Source organism: Psychrobacillus sp. (assembly GCF_056205495.1).
This window is the reverse complement of record NZ_JBAEAP010000535.1, coordinates 1-20733: the sequence shown is the minus strand read 5'-3', so window position 1 is coordinate 20733 and position 20733 is coordinate 1. Positions and strand designations below refer to the sequence as shown.

At 37.7% G+C, this 20733-nt stretch carries 18 protein-coding genes; all 18 read left to right on the top strand.

Going from position 1 to position 20733, the window contains the following annotated elements; all coding sequences use genetic code 11:
- Window positions 1-782 precede the first annotated feature (782 nt).
- Window positions 783-1511, top strand: coding sequence for a GntR family transcriptional regulator (locus AC06OU_RS15140; RefSeq protein ID WP_475856878.1), 729 nt, complete (start codon window positions 783-785; stop codon window positions 1509-1511).
- A 48-nt stretch (window positions 1512-1559) separates the two neighbouring features.
- Complete coding sequence (locus AC06OU_RS15135; RefSeq protein ID WP_475856876.1) at window positions 1560-2639, top strand: BMP family lipoprotein; 1080 nt, start codon at window positions 1560-1562, stop codon at window positions 2637-2639.
- 133 nt (window positions 2640-2772) lie between these two features.
- Window positions 2773-4320, top strand: a complete 1548-nt coding sequence (locus AC06OU_RS15130) for an ABC transporter ATP-binding protein (RefSeq protein WP_340883953.1) — start codon at window positions 2773-2775, stop codon at window positions 4318-4320.
- Window positions 4310-5356: an ABC transporter permease gene (locus AC06OU_RS15125; protein ID WP_169358648.1), complete on the top strand. Its 1047-nt coding sequence runs from the start codon at window positions 4310-4312 to the stop codon at window positions 5354-5356. Before AC06OU_RS15130 ends, AC06OU_RS15125 begins: the two co-directional genes overlap by 11 nt.
- Window positions 5357-6316: an ABC transporter permease gene (locus AC06OU_RS15120; protein ID WP_475856874.1), complete on the top strand. Its 960-nt coding sequence runs from the start codon at window positions 5357-5359 to the stop codon at window positions 6314-6316.
- Window positions 6317-6473: 157 nt separating this feature from the next.
- Window positions 6474-7751, top strand: a complete 1278-nt coding sequence (gene yfmF, locus AC06OU_RS15115; RefSeq protein ID WP_475856873.1) for an EF-P 5-aminopentanol modification-associated protein YfmF — start codon at window positions 6474-6476, stop codon at window positions 7749-7751.
- Window positions 7744-9048: an EF-P 5-aminopentanol modification-associated protein YfmH gene (yfmH, locus tag AC06OU_RS15110; protein WP_475856872.1), complete on the top strand. Its 1305-nt coding sequence runs from the start codon at window positions 7744-7746 to the stop codon at window positions 9046-9048. The genes yfmF and yfmH overlap by 8 nt, the downstream gene beginning before the upstream one ends.
- Window positions 9041-9772, top strand: a complete 732-nt coding sequence (gene ymfI / locus AC06OU_RS15105; RefSeq protein ID WP_342566783.1) for an elongation factor P 5-aminopentanone reductase — start codon at window positions 9041-9043, stop codon at window positions 9770-9772. Before yfmH ends, ymfI begins: the two co-directional genes overlap by 8 nt.
- Window positions 9773-9891: 119 nt before the next feature.
- Window positions 9892-10698: a DUF3388 domain-containing protein gene (locus AC06OU_RS15100; protein WP_169358718.1), complete on the top strand. Its 807-nt coding sequence runs from the start codon at window positions 9892-9894 to the stop codon at window positions 10696-10698.
- Window positions 10699-10715: 17 nt separating this feature from the next.
- Window positions 10716-11570, top strand: a complete 855-nt coding sequence (locus tag AC06OU_RS15095; RefSeq protein ID WP_475856870.1) for a helix-turn-helix domain-containing protein — start codon at window positions 10716-10718, stop codon at window positions 11568-11570.
- A 56-nt stretch (window positions 11571-11626) separates the two neighbouring features.
- Window positions 11627-12205: a CDP-diacylglycerol--glycerol-3-phosphate 3-phosphatidyltransferase gene (gene pgsA / locus AC06OU_RS15090; protein WP_475856880.1), complete on the top strand. Its 579-nt coding sequence runs from the start codon at window positions 11627-11629 to the stop codon at window positions 12203-12205.
- A 15-nt stretch (window positions 12206-12220) separates the two neighbouring features.
- Window positions 12221-13477 carry a competence/damage-inducible protein A gene (locus AC06OU_RS15085; protein WP_475856869.1) on the top strand — a complete coding sequence of 419 codons (1257 nt, stop codon included), beginning with the start codon at window positions 12221-12223 and terminating at the stop codon, window positions 13475-13477.
- Window positions 13478-13649: 172 nt separating this feature from the next.
- Window positions 13650-14714: a recombinase RecA gene (gene recA / locus AC06OU_RS15080; RefSeq protein ID WP_277347068.1), complete on the top strand. Its 1065-nt coding sequence runs from the start codon at window positions 13650-13652 to the stop codon at window positions 14712-14714.
- Window positions 14715-15290: 576 nt separating this feature from the next.
- Entirely contained in the window at window positions 15291-16850 is a 1560-nt protein-coding gene (gene rny / locus AC06OU_RS15075; RefSeq protein WP_340883931.1) for a ribonuclease Y, read from the top strand.
- A gap of 78 nt (window positions 16851-16928) precedes the next feature.
- Window positions 16929-17726, top strand: a complete 798-nt coding sequence (locus AC06OU_RS15070) for a TIGR00282 family metallophosphoesterase (protein WP_475856867.1) — start codon at window positions 16929-16931, stop codon at window positions 17724-17726.
- A gap of 86 nt (window positions 17727-17812) precedes the next feature.
- A complete protein-coding gene (locus tag AC06OU_RS15065) occupies window positions 17813-18079 on the top strand; it encodes a stage V sporulation protein S (RefSeq protein ID WP_169358657.1) in 267 nt (88 codons plus the stop codon).
- A gap of 251 nt (window positions 18080-18330) precedes the next feature.
- On the top strand, window positions 18331-20085 hold the full coding sequence (locus AC06OU_RS15060) for a 2-oxoacid:acceptor oxidoreductase subunit alpha (protein WP_169358658.1): 1755 nt from the start codon (window positions 18331-18333) through the stop codon (window positions 20083-20085).
- Window positions 20072-20733: 2-oxoacid:ferredoxin oxidoreductase subunit beta (locus AC06OU_RS15055; RefSeq protein WP_475856865.1), on the top strand; the 662-nt coding region annotated here is incomplete at its 3' end. The genes AC06OU_RS15060 and AC06OU_RS15055, both read left to right, overlap by 14 nt.

The following is a 20733-nucleotide window of genomic DNA, read 5'->3' as shown; positions in this document are numbered from 1 at the left end:
GAGGGAGTTTCAAGGAGGGAAAACTAAGGACGTCACATCGTGTGACAACGTTTTCCTGACCAACATCCTGTTGGCCTAAGCCGTGCCCACGGAAAGCGTCCGTTCGTAGCGGAAATCAACTCTTCCTCGCGTTACTTCTATATTTAAAAGAAAAAAGGCTGTAGACGTGAAATCAGCAACTTGATTTCATGTCTTTTTCTGTTTAAAGTCATTTAATTAGGTAATTATTCCAATCTATTTGTTTAAAAACAGCACGAGCCGAAAGCCCTCGAAAGTGTCCACTGTAAGAAAAACAACTAAAGATAATTGGTATAGTAGCTAAAACTAAAATCTAGTCGTAGAAATTTAAAAACATTACAAACAGGCGTAACCGATGCTGATAGTTTCGCGCCCTCCTAAAAAATGTCTGCCAAAAGTTAGAATCTGTAAAATCCTTCTAAGAAAAATCTATTTTTAAAAATTTAAAACAGTAAACCTAATCTAATTTATTGCTATATATTGAATGTAATTTTTATATATAATTCCTTTTTATTACTACGATGTGAAGCAATTTAAAACACTGACAAAATTCAGTGTTTTCAAGGGTTTTTATCAATTAGTATCACACATTAAGTGATATATTATGACAAAATGATTACATTTATATGTTAACAACGTAAAAACAAATAATAATTTCGTAAATAAAGTATTTATTTAAAAGATTAAAAGTGGTATAGTATGTACTGATTAGTAGGAAAGTTTTACATCAGAGGTCTGATCTCTTCATAATGGTGGTGTTTTAAATGACAATAAAAATGGATCAAAGGCATTTATACCTACAAGTAATCGATCGTCTTAAACAAGACATTGAAAAGGGGATTTTCAAAGAAAAGGAGAAATTACCTTCTGAATTTGAATTGGCCAAGCTTCTTGGGGTAAGTAGAGCAACTTTACGAGAAGCTCTACGAGTGCTAGAGGAAGAAAATATTATCGTAAGAAGACATGGTGTTGGAACCTTTGTTAACTCAAAGCCTGTTTTTACATCAGGGATTGAACAACTCTCCAGTGTTTCGACGATGATTAGAAACGCAGGGATGGAGCCTGGTACTATTTACCTTAGTTCTATGGAATCAGAAGCATCTGAAGATGATGCAAAACGATTCCAGTGTGAGGAGGATACGACCGTTGTTACAATGGAGCGTGTCCGAACTGCAGATGGTGAACCAGTGGTATATTGTATCGATAAAGTTCCACAATATTATTTACCGGCAGATTTTCTTATAAGAAAAGAAGGCTCTATTTTTACAGCATTGGAGGAATCAGGTGATATAAGGATTTCGCATGCTGTTACCTTCATTGATCCAGTGGGATATCATGAAGTAGCTTCACCAACCTTAAATTGTGATCCAGAGACTTCGTTGCTGATTTTAAAACAATTGCATTATGATGAGAATGATCGTGTAGTTTTATATTCGAAAAATTATTTTCGAGCAGACAAATTTAGCTTTCATGTAGTTCGGAAAAGGGTGTAAAAAAGTAGTTCCTGCTAAGAAGAAGAAAATATAATGGGGGTTTTCAAGTTGACGAAACGTAAATTTGGTTTAGGCTTATCACTTGTTTTAGCTGCTGGTACTATTCTTGGAGCATGTGGTTCTAAAGATGAGGAAACAAAAAAAGACGAAGGTTCTAATGCTGGTGCCGGAACTGAAGAAACAGCAGACATCTCAATCGCAATGGTTACAGACGTCGGTGGAGTAGATGATAAATCATTTAACCAATTAGCTTGGGAAGGTATTGAAGATTTTGGTAAAGAGCATGGTCTTACAAAAGGCGATGGCGGTTACGATTATTTACAATCACAATCAGATGCAGATTATATCAACAATATTACTAACTTAGTTCGTCGTGACTTCGACATAGTTTATGGTATTGGTTTCTTAATGGAAAAGCCTATCACTACAATTGCTGAACAGCAAAAAGATGCTCAATTAGCAATTATTGATGCAGTAGTTGATGCTCCAAACGTTGCTTCTGTAATGTTTAAAGAACAAGAAGGTTCTTACCTTGCTGGAGTAGCAGCAGCGTTAATGTCTGAATCAAAACAAATTGGTTTTGTTGGTGGAATGGAAATTCCTGTTATTGAACGCTTTGAAGCAGGTTTCCTTGCAGGAGTTAAAGCAGTTGATGACACTATTAAAGTAGATGTTCAGTATACTGGTAAATTTGACGATGCAGCTCTTGGTAAAACAACAGCAAATCGTATGTACTCTTCAGGCGTAGACATTATTTTCCACGCAGCTGGTGGAACTGGTAATGGTGTTTTTGCAGAAGCTAAAGAACGTAAAACAAAAGATAAAGATGCTAACGTATGGGTTATCGGAGTTGACTCTGACCAATACGAAGAAGGAGCAGTTGGCGATACTAATGTAACGCTTACTTCTATGCAAAAACGTGTTGATGTAGCAGTACAAAACATTGCAAAAGAAACAATGGAAGGAAAATTCCCAGGTGGTAAAACTGTTACTTACGGTTTAGCTGAGGAAGGTGTTCAGCTTGCTGATTCACGTGGAGCTATTCCTGAGGATGTTTTAGCGAAAATTGAAGAATATTCTAAAAAAATCGCTTCTGGTGAAATCGTAGTTCCTGAAACTGTAGAATAATTTGACTTAACATCATAAAGGCCGACTTGCTCGGTCTTTATGATATTTTAAATTAATGGATGAAAGATTTTAAATATTTAAAGTCTTTCCTGTATTAATTTAGTACTAGTATTCAAGTAGGGAGTGAAATTCATTGGATTATGTAATAGAAATGCTAGGCATTCGGAAAGAGTTTGGAACTTTCGTAGCAAATGATAATATAACCCTTCAATTGAAAAAGGGAGAAATACATGCTCTTTTAGGTGAGAATGGAGCAGGGAAGTCCACTCTCATGAACGTATTATTCGGTCTGTATCAACCTGAAGCAGGCGACATAAAAGTGAGAGGTAAGTCTGTGAAAATTACAGACCCAAACGTTGCCAATGACCTTGGAATTGGAATGGTTCACCAGCATTTCATGCTAGTGGAAAACTTTACAGTTACGGAAAATATTATTTTAGGTAACGAACCAACTAATGGCGGTGTCGTAAATATTAAGGATGCTGCACGTAAAATAGAGCAACTGTCAGAAACTTACGGATTAAATGTAGATCCTTATGCAAAAATAGAGGATATTTCTGTAGGAATGCAACAGCGGGTAGAAATTTTGAAAACGCTTTATCGTGGTGCAGAAATTCTAATTTTTGATGAACCAACCGCCTCTTTAACTCCACAAGAGATTAATGAGCTAATTCAAATTATGAAGCGTCTTATTAAAGAAGGTAAATCTATCATTTTAATAACGCACAAACTAAAAGAGATTATGGATGTGTCGGATAGAGTTACAGTTATTCGTAAAGGTAAAGGAATTGGAACAGTTATAACAGCAGAAACAAATCCAAACGAACTGGCATCACTTATGGTTGGACGTCAGGTTGAATTTAAAACCGTTAAGGGCGAAGCTAAACCTAAGGAAGAAGCATTGATCATTAAAGACTTAATAGTGACGGACTATAGAGGTATTGAAAAGGTTAAAGGGTTAAACTTAACTGTTCGCAAAGGTGAAATTCTCGGTTTAGCAGGGATTGACGGAAATGGTCAAAGTGAGCTAATTGAGGCAATTACTGGTCTTCGTAAGTCTAAGAGCGGATCTATAAATCTAAATGGAATAGATATTACAAACAAAAAACCTCGTAAAGTTACAGAGGCGGGAGTTGGACATATTCCACAGGATAGACATAGACATGGTTTAGTTTTAGATTTTCCAATTGGTCACAATATTGCTCTTCAAACCTATTATTTAGAGCCTATTTCTAAAAGAGGAATTATAAATTACAAAAAAGTATCTAACTTAGCGCAAAAAATTATTAAAGAATATGATGTACGTACACAAGGGGAGCATACATTGGCTCGAGCATTATCCGGAGGTAATCAACAGAAGGCCATTATTGGTCGTGAGGTTATACGTGACCCTGAGTTGTTAATCGCGGCACTTCCTACTCGTGGTTTAGATGTAGGAGCAATCGAGTTTATTCATCAGCGTTTAATAGAACAAAGAGATAAAGGGAAAGCTGTTTTACTTCTTTCGTTTGAACTTGATGAAGTAATGAATGTATCAGATCGAATTGCTGTTATATATGATGGACAAATAGTCGATTCTCTTTTACCTAAAGAAACGACAGAGCAAGAGCTGGGTCTATTAATGGCAGGACATACAAGAGAAAAAGATAAGAAGCAGGGGGATGTAGAGCATGTCGAATAGAGTAGTAAATATACTTGTCCCTGTTATTTCCGTAATACTAGGGTTAATCGTGGGTGCGATTGTCATGCTAATAAGCGGATACGATCCTATCTTGGGATACGCTGCGCTATGGGAAGGTATATTTGGAGATGCCTATAGAATGGGTGAAACAGTACGTCAAATAACACCGTACCTATTATCCGGTCTTGCGGTGGCGTTTGCTTTCCGCACTGGGCTGTTTAACATTGGAGTGGAGGGACAATTACTTGTAGGCTGGTTTGCAGCTGCTTACGTCGGTATTGCCTTTGACCTGCCAATGTACATACATCTACCGTTAGCAATACTTGCTGCAGCTGTTGCAGGAGGATTGTGGGCTTTCCTACCAGGATTATTAAAAGCAAAACTTCAGGTGCATGAAGTAATAGTAACTATCATGATGAACTACATTGCTCTTCATACAACGAATGCACTTATTAAAATCGTTGCTGATGGTGGCGACAGTACGGAATCTATTAAACCAACCGCTTCACTGACGTCTGCTTTCTTCCAAAGTATGACAGACTATTCTCGTTTACATTATGGAATATTTATTGCGTTAGCAATGGTTTTATTAATGTGGTTCATTTTAGAGAAAACAACTACTGGATATGAATTGAAGTCAGTAGGATTTAACAAGCATGCTTCAGAGTATGCTGGTATGAATGTCTCTAAGAATATCATCTTATCTATGGTTATCTCAGGTGCTTTTGCTGGTCTAGCAGGTGCTATGGAGGCATTAGGTACATTTGGTTACGCAAGTTCTAAAGGTGCCTTCACAGGTATCGGGTTTGATGGAATCGCCGTGGCTTTACTGGGGGCGAATACACCTCTAGGAGTAATTTTTGGTGCTACACTATTTGGATCTCTTAAATATGGAGCAACTAATATGCCTAACGCTGCAGGAGTTCCGATAGAAATTGTATCGATCGTTATTGCGATTATTATTTTCTTCGTTGCCTGTGGATATGTCATTCGCTATTTCCTTGAAAAGATTAGTAAGAAAAAGGAGGCGAATTAAATGAGCTTTTTAGATGTATTATATTTCATCGTTCCATCAGCAATTTTCTATGCAGCCCCTTTAGTTTTCACTGCGATTGGTGGAGTTTTCTCTGAAAGATCTGGTGTAATTAATATTGGTCTAGAAGGTATGATGGTTATGGGTGCCTTTATTTCCATCATTTTTAACCTGACATTCGTTAGTACGTTTGGTGCTATGACACCTTGGGTTGCAGTTATTGCAGCTATGATTGTTTCAGGTATATTTGCTTTGTTACATGCGGTAGCTTCTGTATCGTTTAGAGCAGACCAAACCATTTCTGGGGTAGCGATCAATATGTTAGGTGTCGCTATTGCATTGTTCACAGTAAAAATGATTTATGACAAAGGACAAACAGATTATATTCAAGAACGTTTTATCCGTTTTGATATCCCTGGTTTAAGTGAAATTCCAATCATCGGACCAATGTTATTTAAGGATGTCTACTCTACTTCTATTTTAGCTGTTGCAGTAGCAATTCTTGCATGGTTTGTTATTTACAAAACTCCATTTGGACTTCGCCTTCGTGCAGTAGGTGAGCATCCTATGGCCGCAGATACAATGGGAGTTAACGTAAAGAAAATGCGATACACTGCAGTAATTATTTCGGGTATGTTGGCAGGTATTGGTGGAGCTGTGTATGCTCAATCGATTTCAGGAGAGTTCAGTCACACCACAATTAATGGACAAGGGTTTATGGCTCTTGCAGCCATGATCTTTGGTAAATGGCATCCGCTAGGAGCACTTGGAGCAGCACTTTTCTTCGGATTTGCGCAAGCTTTAAGTATCGTCGGAGGACAAATACCATACATTGATCAAATTCCAAGCTATTACCTGCACATTTTACCGTATGCATTAACTATTCTTGCAGTAGCAGGGTTTATAGGGAAAGCAAATGCTCCTAAAGCGAGTGGAATTCCTTATATTAAAGGAAAAAGATAAATTTTTGCTTAGAACTTACCAATTAATAATAAAAAATATAGCGATTCAAAAGGGACCAATTAAGTTTGGTCCCTTTTGTTTGTATTGATATAATTAGAAGATGTATAGTGAAAAGGTATATGAGTAACACTAGAAAGAAAAAGGGGGAATTCTTTTCATGTTTCAACATTTTGAATTAGCAAAAGGTGTCCAGCTTTATATAAGACCAACAGAACAATTTAAAACCATTAATATTTCCTTTAAATGGAAGCAGCCATTAACTGTAGAGTCTGCTGCAGTAAGAGCGGTACTTTCCAATGTACTGCAATATAGCAATGCCAAATATCCAACATATGCATCTTTTAGAAAACGTTTAGATGAATTATTTGGAGCGGTATTATATTTTGACACATCTAAAAAAGGTTTAAATCATATTTTTTCTTTAAATGCCGAAACAGTTAACGATGCTTATTTGTCTAATGAAACTGTGGTAGATGAAGTACTTTCATTACTTCAAACAGTGCTTTTCCAACCTAACTTAGAAAATGGAAAATTTGTTGAATCTGTTGTGAAGCGAGAAAAAGAACAAGTGATAGAACGTATTCAGTCTATGTACGATGATAAAACTCGTTATGCACAGCAACGATTATTAGAAAATATTTTACCCGATCATCCAGCTTCTATTAGCGCTAATGGCACGGTGGAAACAGTGAAGGCAGTAACAAACGAGCAATTATTAGAAATGCATCAAAACCTGCTTACAAAAGAGCCATTGTCTATCTATATTGTAGGTGATGTAGATGTAGAGGAAATGAAAGCTAAAATTAATGAATTTTTCCCGTTTGAAGCTCGTTCTGCAGACATTCCAAAAGAAACAGAAAGTGCTGTTTCAACAAACGACAAAGAGTTTTTACATGAAAAACAGGACATGAAGCAAGGGAAATTACATATCTCTTATAGAACTCCAGTCACGTTTTACTCTAATGAATTCCCAATTATGCAAATTACTAATGGTATTCTTGGTGGCTTTGCCCATTCCAAAATTTTCATGAATGTACGTGAAAAAGAAAGTATGGCATACTATGCCTCAAGTAGCTTTTCTTCCCTTTATGGTCGCATTTTTGTATTTGCTGGAATTGATGCCAACCTACAGGAAAAAGCTGTTGCATTAATAGACGAACAGCTAAAGGAAATGCAAAAAGGAAATATATCTGATTTAGAGATCAATCAGACAAAATCCATGCTTAAAAACCAGCTTAAGGAATCTTTGGATTCTGCCAGAGGACAAATAGAAATTTACGATCAATATAAAGAACTCGATGAATCCTTTACAGTGAAAAACTGGACCGCTAAATGGGAAGATGTCACGAAGGAGCAAATTCAAGAAATGGCTACAAATATCGAAAAGGAATTTGTCTATTTCTTATCTGGTAAGGACGGTGCAGACAATGAATGAAACTTACTTTGAACAGCTAGAAGAAACACTATATCACGAAGAACTTTCCAATGGATTAAATGTCTATATTTTGCCTAAAAAAGGCTTTTCCAAAACATATGTAACCTTTACTACAAAATACGGTTCTATTGACCGAGAATTTATTCCACTAGGTAAAAAAGAACCTGTTACAGTACCAGACGGGATTGCCCACTTTTTAGAGCATAAAATGTTTGAGAAAGAAGAAGGAGATGTTTTCCAGAAGTTCAGTGAAAATGGGGCTTCTGCCAATGCATTCACATCATTTACAAGAACTTCTTATTTATTCTCCTCAACAGACAATATATTAGAAAACACTAATACTCTTCTTAACTTTGTACAGGAGCCATATTTCACAGAACAAACTGTTGAAAAGGAAAAGGGTATTATTGGGCAAGAAATTACCATGTATGACGACCAGCCCGACTGGAGGTTATACTTCGGTACGATTGAAAATATGTACAAAGAACATCCAGTGAAAATTGATATCGCTGGCACAATAGAGTCTATTAGTCATATTACAGCTGAGCATCTATACGAATGCTATAACACGTTTTACCACCCTTCGAATATGGTGTTGTTCGTTGTAGGAGCTGTAGATCCTAAAGAAATGATGGAATTTGTGAAAGAAAATCAGGCTAAAAAAGAATTTAAGGCTCCAGAGGAAATTGTCCGTTTCTACCCAGATGAGCAGCCGCAAGTAGATAAAAAAGAACGAACGTTAAAAATGGACGTACAAAAGTCTAAGCTTTTATATGGCATTAAATCGAACAATGTTAATATTACCGGTGAAGAAATGTTAAATTATGAGTTGGCTATGCAAGTGGCAGTTGAACTTATATTCGGTAGAACATCCTCGTTTTTCCAAGAGGTCTATGAAAAAGGGTTGATCGATGAATCCTATAGTGCAGACTTCTCTATGGAGGAAGGCTACGGTTTTGCAATGATAGGCTCCGATACAGGAAATCCAGAAGAGCTTGGTCAGAAGATTAAAGAAACCATCACTAAATTTGCATCGAATTGGACATTAGAAGAAGAGGATATGAAACGAATCACCAGAAAGAAAATTGGTCATTTCTTACGTTCATTAAATTCAATTGAATATATTGCAAACCAATTTACTCGTTATAAGTTTAACGATATGAATTTATTTGATGTAGTACCAGCCTTAGAGAACTTAGATGTGAACCAAGTCAAGAAGGCATTTGAAGCCTTTAAGGATGAGAATACGCATACTGTATTTAAGATTATTCCATCGAAGGAAACAGATAATGGCTAAGAAGTTTGCTCTAGTGATAGGTGCGTCTGGAGAAATAGGGATTGCTACTAGCCTAAGTATGGCGGAGGCTGGATGGTCCCTGTACCTTCATTTTGCAAGTAATAAAGAGAAGGTGGATGAACTTATAGTTGCCCTCGATCTTGCCTATCCAGAACAGGAATTCATACCTATTCAAGCAGACCTATTAGATACAAATGCAATTGAAGTCATTGTGAATTCTATTTACTCTCTTCAATCGATTGTCTTTGCCCAAGGCCAAAGTCTTTATAAAGGTATAGAAGAGACCTCTCTGGAGGAAATAAGACATCTCTTTCAAGTACATGTAGAGCATCCGATGTTTTTAGCGGGAAGATTAGCGCCTAAGCTACGAAAGCATGAGCATAGCTCTATTATCTTTATTGGCTCTATATGGGGAGAAACAGGTGCTTCCTATGAGGCAGCCTATTCCGCTGCTAAAGGGGCTCAGCATGCGTTTGTGAAAGCCTATGCTAAAGAGGTTGCCATGCAAAAGACAAACGTCAATGTCGTAGCACCAGGTTTTATCGATACAAAAATGAACGCTCATTTAGATGATGAATCACGAGAGTTTATATTAGAAGAGATTCCTGCAGGTATATTTGGAAAACCACAGGACGTAGCCAATGTGGTTGTTTTTTTAGCAAGTGAGAAAGCATATTATATTACTGGTCAAGTCATTCGAGTTAATGGTGGTTGGTATATTTAGGAAAAGAAAAGGGGGAAGTTAACTCTCTTTTCTTTTTTCCTTTTATTCGGTTATAAAATCATATATGATAGAACTATTAATGCATTGAGAACGTCATTCTATAAAGGGAGGAATACATGATGGCAAGTGAATGGTTTTTTGAATACGAAATTCAAGTAAATCGTCCTGGACTTTTAGGAGACATTTCTTCTCTATTGGGTATGCTACGAGTAAATATAGTCACTATTAATGGTGTGGATGAGGGTAGACGTGGTATGCTCATTAAAGCTGAAAAAAAAGAAAATATTGAACGCTTTGAACATATCATTTCTACAATGGAAACAATTCATTTAACTAAGTTTCGTGAACCGAAGCTAAGAGATCGTTTAGCGGTGCGTCACGGAAGATACATACAAAGAGATGCTGATGACAGAAAGACTTTTCGATTCGTAAGAGATGAGCTTGGTCTACTAGTAGATTTCATGGCTGAGATCTTTAAACAGGAAGGACATAAGCTAATCGGTATCAGAGGTATGCCTAGAGTAGGGAAAACAGAATCTGTAGTTGCCGCAAGTGTTTGTGCGAACAAAAAATGGATTTTCCTGTCTTCCACAATGATTAAGCAAACGATTAGAAATCAGCTCGCTGGGGATGAATTCAGCGATCGCAATATCTTTATTCTGGATGGAATTGTTACAAGAAAGTCAAATGATGAAAAGCATCTACAACTTGTTAGGGAAATGATGAGAATGCCTACTATTAAAGTAGTGGAGCACCCAGATATGTTCATCAAGCATTCCGAATATTCTATTGAGGATTTTGACTATATAATTGAGCTTCGTCATAGTCCAGAGGAAGAAATAACGTACGAAATGATGGAAAAAAATCATGCGATGACCGACAAAGGCATGGGTGGATTTGGCGGATTCGGTGAATTTAATTTTTAACGAAGTAGGTGTTTTAATTGACTGAACTTGGTACTCGTTTAAAAGAAGCGAGAACAGCAAAAGGATATAGTATCGAGGATTTGCAAGAAATAACAAAAATTCAAAAAAGGTATTTAGCTAACATTGAGGAAGGGAATTATTCCACAATTCCTGGTGCTTTTTATGTGCGAGCTTTTATCAAGCAATACGCAGAGGCAGTCGGCTTAAATGGGGATGAGCTTTTAGAGACATACAAATCAGAGCTTCCAAGTCCTACAAATGAGGATGTTGCAAAAACTATCCCTGCAACACCGTCTAGAAGAACTTTGGGTGGCCGAGCATCGAACAGATTCATGGAAATTATGCCGATGATTATAGTGGCATTGTTTGTTGTAGCGATAATTGTGATTGTATGGACACTTAGACAGAACTCTCCAGAGACGGAAGAGTCACCTGCAGTAGAAACTGAGGAGCCAGTGACAATGGATATCACACCTCCACCTTCGGATCAAACAGCTACAGATAATGAAGAAGAGGAAGAGGCTGTGGAAGAAGAAATTGAGGAAGAACCCGTGCCTAAACTAGCTTTCACGTTAGAGGGGACTCAAGGGGAAACTTCAACATATACTGTATCTGGTGCAGAGACTTATCAGTTAAAGTTAATGGCTAGCAGCGATAAGACTTGGTTAAACTTAAAAGACCAGGCTAACAAAACTTTATATGATAGCTGGGTTAACACTGGAACGCCATATGAGCTAGATGTAAGTACAACGGAACAAATTCGTGTGAGAGTAGGGAACGTTCCAGTTACACAGGTTTTCATTAATGATGAGCTAGTGGAATTCCCAACAGATAAGACTCCACAAAACTTAGTTATAAAGTTCAGCAAATAGTCATCGATTAGATGGCTATTTTGTTTGAAATATGAAAGGAGTATTTTTAGATGAAAATGAATATACCAAACCAAATTTCCATGTTCCGCATATTTTTAATTCCAGTATTTATGATTTTTATGCTAATTGATTTTAACTGGGGGGAAGCTAGTTTCTTAGGAGCAACTATTCCAGTAAATCACCTAATTGGAGCTATTATTTTCATTATCGCCTCTATTACTGATTTTATCGATGGTTATTATGCTCGAAAATATAATTTAGTAACAAATATGGGTAAGTTTTTAGATCCTCTAGCAGACAAATTACTTGTTTCAGCAGCATTAATTATATTAGTGCAGTTTGGAGTTGCGCCAGCATGGGTAGTTATATTAATTATCAGCCGTGAATTTGCAGTGACTGGTTTACGCTTAATACTAGCTGGTACAGGAGAGGTAGTTGCAGCAAACCAACTCGGTAAGATAAAAATGTGGACACAAATTATCGCGATTTCATCATTACTTTTAGGAAATGTATTTTTTGAAATGTTCAATTTCCCATTTGATATGATCATGCTATACGTTTGTCTATTCTTTACTTTATGGTCGGGATTTGATTATTTCTATTTGAATCGCAAAGTGTTACTTGACTCAAAATAGGAAGGAAGTTTTGGGATGAAAGCAGAGATTATTGCGGTAGGATCAGAATTATTGTTAGGGCAAATTTCCAATACGAACGCAAGATATATATCCTCCCAGCTGGCAGAGTTAGGAATTGATGTGTATTACCACACAGTAGTTGGAGACAATCCTAATCGGTTGTTAGAAGCCATTAAAATCGCAGAAAATCGAGCTGACCTCATTATTTTTTCAGGAGGTTTAGGACCTACTAAAGATGATCTTACAAAGGAAACAATTTCTAAACACCTTAACAAAAATCTTGTATTAGATGATCATGCAATCATTTATATAGAGGATTTCTTTAAAAGAGCTGGAAAAGTAATGACGGAGAACAATAAAAAACAAGCATTAGTTTTAGAAGGATGTACTGTCCTTGAAAACAAGCATGGAATGGCTCCGGGGATGCTTCTTTCCACAGAGAAACATACATATATGTTATTGCCTGGCCCTCCAAAAGAATTAGAGCCGATGTTCCAATTTGAGGCTAAGCCGCTGTTACCTAAACTGCTTTACAAAGAAAATGTAATTATGTCCCATGTCATTCGCTTTTATGGCATTGGCGAAGCAGAGCTGGAGAATGAAGTACAGGATTTATTGGATAATCAAACAAATCCGACCCTTGCGCCGCTAGCTTCTGACGGAGAGGTAACCTTACGCCTTACTGCAAAAGCAGATACGGAGGAAGAAGCTTGGAAAAGGATTGAAAAGCTACAAGCTGAAATCTTAAACCGTGTGGGCAAATATGTGTATGGATATAATAACGAATCGTTAGCCTCCAAGCTAAGAGATATACTAATTGACAACGAGCTAACAATTTCTGCTGCCGAAAGTATGACAGCTGGACTTTTTCAATCAGAGTTGGCTGCAGTCCCAGGAATGGGCGTAGCACTTGTAGGTGGCATTATCACCTATACTGAAGAAGTGAAAATCAATCAGCTTGGTGTTAAGAGAGAAACGATTGATGAACATAGCGTCGTTTCTAGTCAGGTTGCAGAAGAAATGGCTAGTCGAGTCAAAGAAAAGTTTGAAACAACGATAGGTGTAGGTATTACTGGAGCAGCTGGACCAGATGGACATGGAGACCAACCGGCAGGAACGGTGTGGATTGGAATTGCCTATGCAGACGCTGCCCCAATTTCTTATAAATTGAATCTATCCGGCATGAGAAACACAAATCGTTTAAGAACAGTTAAGTTTACTATTCATTACTTGATTCGACTTTTAAGAGAAGAAGGATTATCGAAAATTTAATTTTAACAAAGGAAAACGGCTCAAATTATAATTTTGTGCTGTTTTTTCCTATCAAAATCTAATAGTGTTAAAAAATAAACGAATAGATGTTCGCTTTTTTCTTGTAAATTTCTCAAAGACCGAGTATACTAAAGATAGTAAAAAAAATGATAGTTTCTAGGAGGAAATACATTTGGCTAATGATCGTAAAGCAGCGTTAGAAATGGCTTTAAAACAAATAGAGAAACAATTTGGTAAAGGTTCCGTAATGAAATTAGGAGAGAAAACAGACCGTGAAATCTCTACCTCTTCAAGTGGTTCCCTAGCTCTTGATGCAGCTCTTGGAATAGGTGGATATCCAAGAGGCCGTATTATCGAAATTTATGGTCCAGAGAGCTCAGGTAAAACAACTGTAGCGCTTCATGCTATTGCGGAAATACAAAAAACAGGTGGGCAAGCGGCATTTATTGATGCAGAGCATGCGTTGGATCCTGTATATGCACAAAAACTAGGCGTTAACATAGATGAATTATTATTATCTCAACCCGACACTGGAGAGCAAGCCCTTGAAATCGCAGAAGCTCTAGTCCGCAGTGGTGCGGTTGAAATCATTGTTATCGACTCTGTTGCAGCATTAGTACCAAAAGCAGAGATAGAAGGAGAAATGGGAGACTCTCATATTGGTCTTCAAGCTCGCTTAATGTCTCAAGCATTACGTAAGCTATCGGGAGTTATTAACAAATCTAACACTATAGCAATCTTTATTAACCAGATTCGTGAAAAAGTTGGAGTAATGTTTGGTAACCCTGAAGTAACGCCTGGTGGTCGCGCACTTAAATTCTACAGCTCTGTCCGCTTAGAAGTAAGACGTGCTGAAGCTATTAAACAAGGTACAGACATTATGGGTAACAAAACGAAAATTAAAGTAGTAAAAAACAAAGTTGCTCCACCATTTAAAACTGCAGAAGTAGATATTATGTACGGAGAAGGAATCTCTCAAGAAGGAGAAATCGTTGATATAGGTTCTGAATACGATATTATCCAAAAAAGTGGTTCTTGGTATGCTTACAATGAAGAACGTATTGGCCAAGGGCGAGAAAACGCTAAACAATTCTTGAAGGAAAACCCTGCTATTAAAGAAGAAGTGGCATTAAAAATCCGTCAATCTCTAGGTATGTCTGCTGGTGCACTTGTTATTGCAGCGCATGAGCCAGAGGACGAAGATGGCGAGTTCGAGCTACTTTTAGAAGATGAATAATAGTTAAAGTTAAAAAGATATCAAGAGATTCTCTCTTGGTATCTTTTTTTAAAATCTATTTCTAATATTTTTTGTGAATTTAAATTTATCACAAAGACCAATTTTAATTGAACTTTAGTAATTGTGAATGAGCTAATTTCAAAAATAGAAGCTTACCTATTAAAAGTGTTCGTTAAAGCGACAGGCAGTGACTCTAGTGGGTTGAATGAACATGGATCATTCTTCAGAAAGGGATCACCAGAGCTGAAGCTAATTATAATTCACTTTGCTAAGCAGATAAGTCTCATAAATCTTTTATTGATTGTTTCTTGTGGTTTTACATAATAAAAGAAAATATGAAATTGTTTTAAATAAGAATTATGAAAGCATTTTATTTAGGCAATACCTGAATAATAGATATCCTCTCTCTAAAACTAATAATATTCTTCCGTTTCCTTGACAGAGTATTTCTACATCTATACAATTAAAGTTGTATAATTTCTTTATTAAATGACTAAAAAGCAGTACAAATATGCGTTCAATTAGCATATATGTGCCGACTGAAACTTAAAAGTATAGCAAGAGGGGGTGTTCGAAATGACATTGGAAATTATCATCTCCGCTTTGCTTGGTCTTATTATCGGTGGCGCTGTTGGTTACGGTTATCTGAAAAAAGTGAATGATTCAAAAGTGACTGGTGCAAAACAATCTTCTGTACTCATTATAGAGGAAGCAAAGCGAGAGGCAGAAGCATTAAAGAAAGAAGCACTTTTAGAGGCCAAAGATGAAACTCACCAATTACGAAATGAAGCTGAATCTGACATCCGAGAACGCCGCATGGAACTGCAAAAACAGGAAAATCGGTTATTACAAAGAGAAGAGAATCTAGATCGTAAAGATGATGCTCTAAACAAGAGAGAAGTAAGTCTTGAGCGTAAAGAAGATGCTCTAACACAAAGACAACAGCATATCGAACAAAAGGAAAGTAAAGTGGATGAACTAGTCGAAGAGCAACAAACAGAGCTACAACGTATTTCTACTCTTACTCGTGAAGAAGCAAAAACTATCATTCTTCAAGAGGTAGAAAATGAATTGGCTACTGACATTGCTGTAATGACTAAAGAATCTGAAACAAGAGCCAAAGAAGAGGCTGACAAGAAATCGAGAGAAATACTTTCACTTGCTTTACAAAGGTTTGCAGCAGATCACGTTGCGGAAACTACCGTTTCGGTTGTAAACTTACCGAATGACGAGATGAAAGGACGAATTATCGGACGTGAAGGACGAAACATTCGTACACTCGAAACATTGACTGGTATCGATCTTATCATTGACGACACACCAGAGGCTGTAATTCTTTCCGGGTTCGATCCGATTAGAAGAGAGACTGCTCGATTAGCCCTTGAAAAATTAGTGCAAGATGGACGTATCCATCCTGCTCGAATTGAAGAAATGGTAGAGAAGTCTAGAAGAGAAGTAGATGAACAAATTCGCGAAATTGGCGAGCAAACTACTTTTGATATAGGTGTTCATAACCTACATCCAGATTTGATGAAGATTTTAGGCCGTTTAAGATACCGTACAAGTTATGGTCAAAACGTATTAAAACATTCTACTGAAGTTGCCTATTTAGCTGGTCTCTTAGCTGCAGAGCTTGGAGAAGACGTAACACTTGCTAGACGTGCAGGCTTATTACACGACATCGGAAAAGCAATTGACCATGAAGTGGAAGGAAGTCACGTTGAAATAGGTGTAGAACTTGCAAGAAAGTATAAAGAACATCCGGTAGTAATTAATAGTATTGCTTCCCATCACGGAGATACAGAAGCTACTTCTGTCATTGCCGTATTAGTAGCAGCAGCAGATGCTTTATCTGCAGCTAGACCTGGTGCAAGAAGTGAAACATTAGAAAATTACATTCGCCGCCTTGAAAAACTAGAGGAAATTTCAGAATCCTATGAAGGTGTTGAAAAATCCTTTGCTATTCAAGCAGGTAGAGAAATCCGCATTATGGTTCGTCCTGATCAAATCGATGACATTACAGCTCATCGCTTGGCAAGAGACATCCGTAAGCGAATTGAAGAAGAGCTCGATTATCCTGGTCACATTAAAGTAACTGTTATCAGAGAAACTAGAGCCGTAGAATACGCAAAATAAAGTAAAAGCAATCATAACATTGAAAACAAAAGGCTTCGAAATGAAGCCTTTTTTTCGTGAAAGGACGTTATTGTAAAAATGAAAATACTATTTATCGGTGATATTGTAGGATCCATTGGTAGAGATACGTTGGAAAGCTACTTACCAAGATTAAAAAGAAAATATATGCCAGATGTTGTAATCGCCAATGGGGAGAATGCAGCTGCTGGTAGAGGCATAACGAAAACTATATTTAACTCTCTTTTACATATGGGAGTAGACGTAGTGACGATGGGAAACCATACATGGGATCAAAAAGAAATTATGGACTTCATCGATGATACAGATTATTTAATTCGTCCTGCCAATTTTTCAGAAGACGCTCCCGGTAAAGGAATGACCTCTGTAACGAAAAATGGCCACACTATTTCTGACATCAATATGCATGGTCGAACATTCTTGCCGCCACATGATGATCCATTTAAAATGGCAACGGAAATGGTTGAAGAAGCTAAGCAGCTATCCCCAATTGTTTTTGTAGACTTTCATGCAGAAGCTACAAGTGAAAAAATTGCCTTTGGATGGCATTTAGATGGCAAGGCCTCTGTTGTAGTGGGAACTCATACGCATGTACAAACAGCGGATTCTCGTATTCTTCCTGGTGGCACTGCTTATATTACAGATGTCGGAATGACAGGTCCTTATGATGAAGTATTAGGGATGAAAAAAGAGGACGTACTATACCGTTTCCAAACAAATATGCCAACTCGCTTTGAAGTACCGAAGAGCGGTCGTTCGGTGCTAAGCGGATTTTTCGTAGAGGTGGATAACCAAACTGGTAAAGCGACACATCAAGAGAGAATATATATTAACGAAGATTATCCATTTGAAGCATAAAAAAGTCTAAAAAATTTCTTCCGAGCATAAGTTAGTTTATGAACGAAAGCAAGTTCATAAATATAGCGATAAAAGGAGAAATGATAGTGGATTCTTTAAAAGTATCTTCTCGTTCAAACCCCAATTCAGTTGCTGGTGCATTAGTTGCAGTTATAAGAGAACAAGGTTACGCAGAAATGCAGGCAGTAGGCGCAGGAGCATTAAACCAAGCTATAAAAGCTATTGCTATTGCAAGAGGATTTGTTGCTCCTAGCGGAACAGACCTAACTTGCTCACCGGCGTTCACAGATATTATTATTTCTGGTGAAGATCGAACTGCTTTGAAATTATTGGTAGAAAAGAAATCAAAATAATATATAGCAGCAAGGCTTTCTTTGCAAAAGGCTTGGCACTCTATATAAAGTTTCACAAAAAGCCGCTACTGTCTTTAGTAGCGGCTTATAATTTGCGTTTCCATACTTTTTTGAATAAATCGTGACGGAGGGTTTCCGTCAAAGGTCTGAAATTCCATAAAAGTACAGGTAATACATAGTGTATATCGCTACTTCGTGATAAACTAATGAAGGAAAAAAGCATTTAAAGAGAACAGTAAGGAGATGTTTATATGTTGCAACAGCTTTCTTGGAAAGTAGGAGGGCAGCAAGGAGAGGGTATTGAGAGTACGGGCGAAATATTCTCTATGGCTATGAATCGCCTTGGGTACTACTTATATGGATACCGTCATTTCTCTTCTCGAATTAAAGGTGGACATACTAACAATAAAATTTGTGTGCGTCCTACTCAAGTACGTACCATTCCAGATAACTTAGATATTTTAGTGGCATTCGATCAAGAAACGATTGAAGTCAATTATAAAGAGCTTACAGAAAAAAGTATCATACTAGCAGATGCTAAATTTTCACCAGAGGCACCAGAGGACTGTTTAGCACCAATGTATATCGTACCTTTTACAGAGATTGCTTCTAGCCTTGGAACCTCTCTCATGAAGAACATGGTGGCAATTGGAGCTACATCTGCTTTATTAAACCTAGACAAAGCCGTTTTCCAAGGAGTCGTTGATGAAATCTTTGGTAAAAAAGGTGAAGAAGTTGTTGAAAAAAATATGCAGGCTATTCAACAAGGATATGACACGATGGCTGAGCAGCTTGGGGACCGTCTTGGAGAGTGGGAAATAGCTCCAGCTGACGGCAAACAGCGTTTATTCATGATTGGTAATGATGCAATAGCTATGGGCGCATTAACTGCAGGCGTACGCTTTATGGCAGCTTATCCAATTACTCCAGCTTCTGAAATAATGGAGTATATGATTAAAAAGCTGCCTCTATTTGGAGGAGCAGTCATTCAAACAGAAGATGAAATTGCTGCAGCAACAATGGCAATTGGTTCTAACTACGGTGGTGTACGTGCATTTACTGCGTCTGCAGGGCCTGGTCTGTCTCTAATGATGGAAGCGATCGGATTGTCCGGTATGACCGAGCAACCATTAGTAATTGTGGACACACAGCGTGGGGGTCCATCAACAGGATTACCAACAAAACAAGAGCAGTCTGATTTAATGCAAATGATCTACGGTACGCATGGGGAAATTCCAAAGGTCGTCATTGCACCGAGTACTGGAGAAGAAGCGTTCTATGATACAATCCAAGCATTTAATATTGCTGAGGAGTTGCAGCTACCTGTCATTATTCTTTCAGACTTACAGCTATCACTTGGTAAGCAAACTGTGGAGCCATTTGATTATTCGAAAATAGAAATCCGCCGTGGTCGTTTAATGGACAACGAAGAGCTTCCAGAAACAGAAGATAAAAGTTATTTCAAACGATATGAAGTAACCGAAGATGGTATCTCACCACGTGTATTACCAGGTATGAAGCATGCAATTCACCATGTAACAGGTGTAGAGCATGATGAAACTGGAAAACCTTCTGAAGCAGCATTAAACCGTCAAGCTCAAATGGACAAGCGTATGAAAAAATTAAAGTTTGTTAACTTCGATGAGCCAGTGTACGTTAACGCCCCTCATGAAGAAGCAGATATATTATTTGTAGGATTCAATTCTACTCGCGGAGTACTAGAAGAACTTCAACAAACACTAAATGACAATGGAGTGAAAGTGAACCACGCACATATTCGCTTAATTCACCCATTCCCAACCGAACAAATGCAACCGCTAGTAGCTAAAGCTAAAAAAGTAGTAGTGGTAGAAAACAATGCAACAGGACAATTGGCGAACATTATTAAAATGAACGTCGGCGGTCATGACAAAATAGTGAGTGTATTGAAATATGACGGCACTCCATTCTTGCCATTAAGTCTTGCAAAACAAGTGAAGGAGATGCTAACAGATGGTAACATTTAAAGATTTTCGTAACAATGTAAAACCAAACTGGTGCCCAGGATGTGGTGACTTTTCTGTGCAAGCAGCAATACAGCGTGCAGCAGCAAACGTAGGCATCCAGCCGCATGATTTAGCAGTCATCTCCGGTATCGGATGTTCTGGACGTATTTCTGGCTATATCCATTCTTATGGCTTCCATGGTATCCACGGCAGAGCTTTACCAATTGCCCAAGGATTAAAAATGGCTAATAAGGACTTACACGTAATCGCATCTGGTGGTGACGGAGATGGGTTTGCTATTGGTATGGGACACACGATCCACTCGATTCGCCGTAATATTGATTTGACCTATGTAGTAATGGATAACCAAATTTATGGCCTAACGAAAGGACAAACATCTCCACGTTCAGCAGAAGGCTTTAAAACGAAGTCTACTCCAGGTGGAGCAATTGAACCTTCCGTTAAACCATTGGAGCTAGCACTCACTTCTGGAGCTACATTTGTCGCACAAGGCTTTTCTTCAGACATTAAAGAGTTAACAGCAATCATCGAAGCAGGTATCCAGCATAAAGGCTTCTCGTTTATCAATGTGTACAGCCCATGTGTCACTTATAACAAAGTAAACACATATGACTGGTACAAAGAGCATTTAACCAAACTATCCAACAT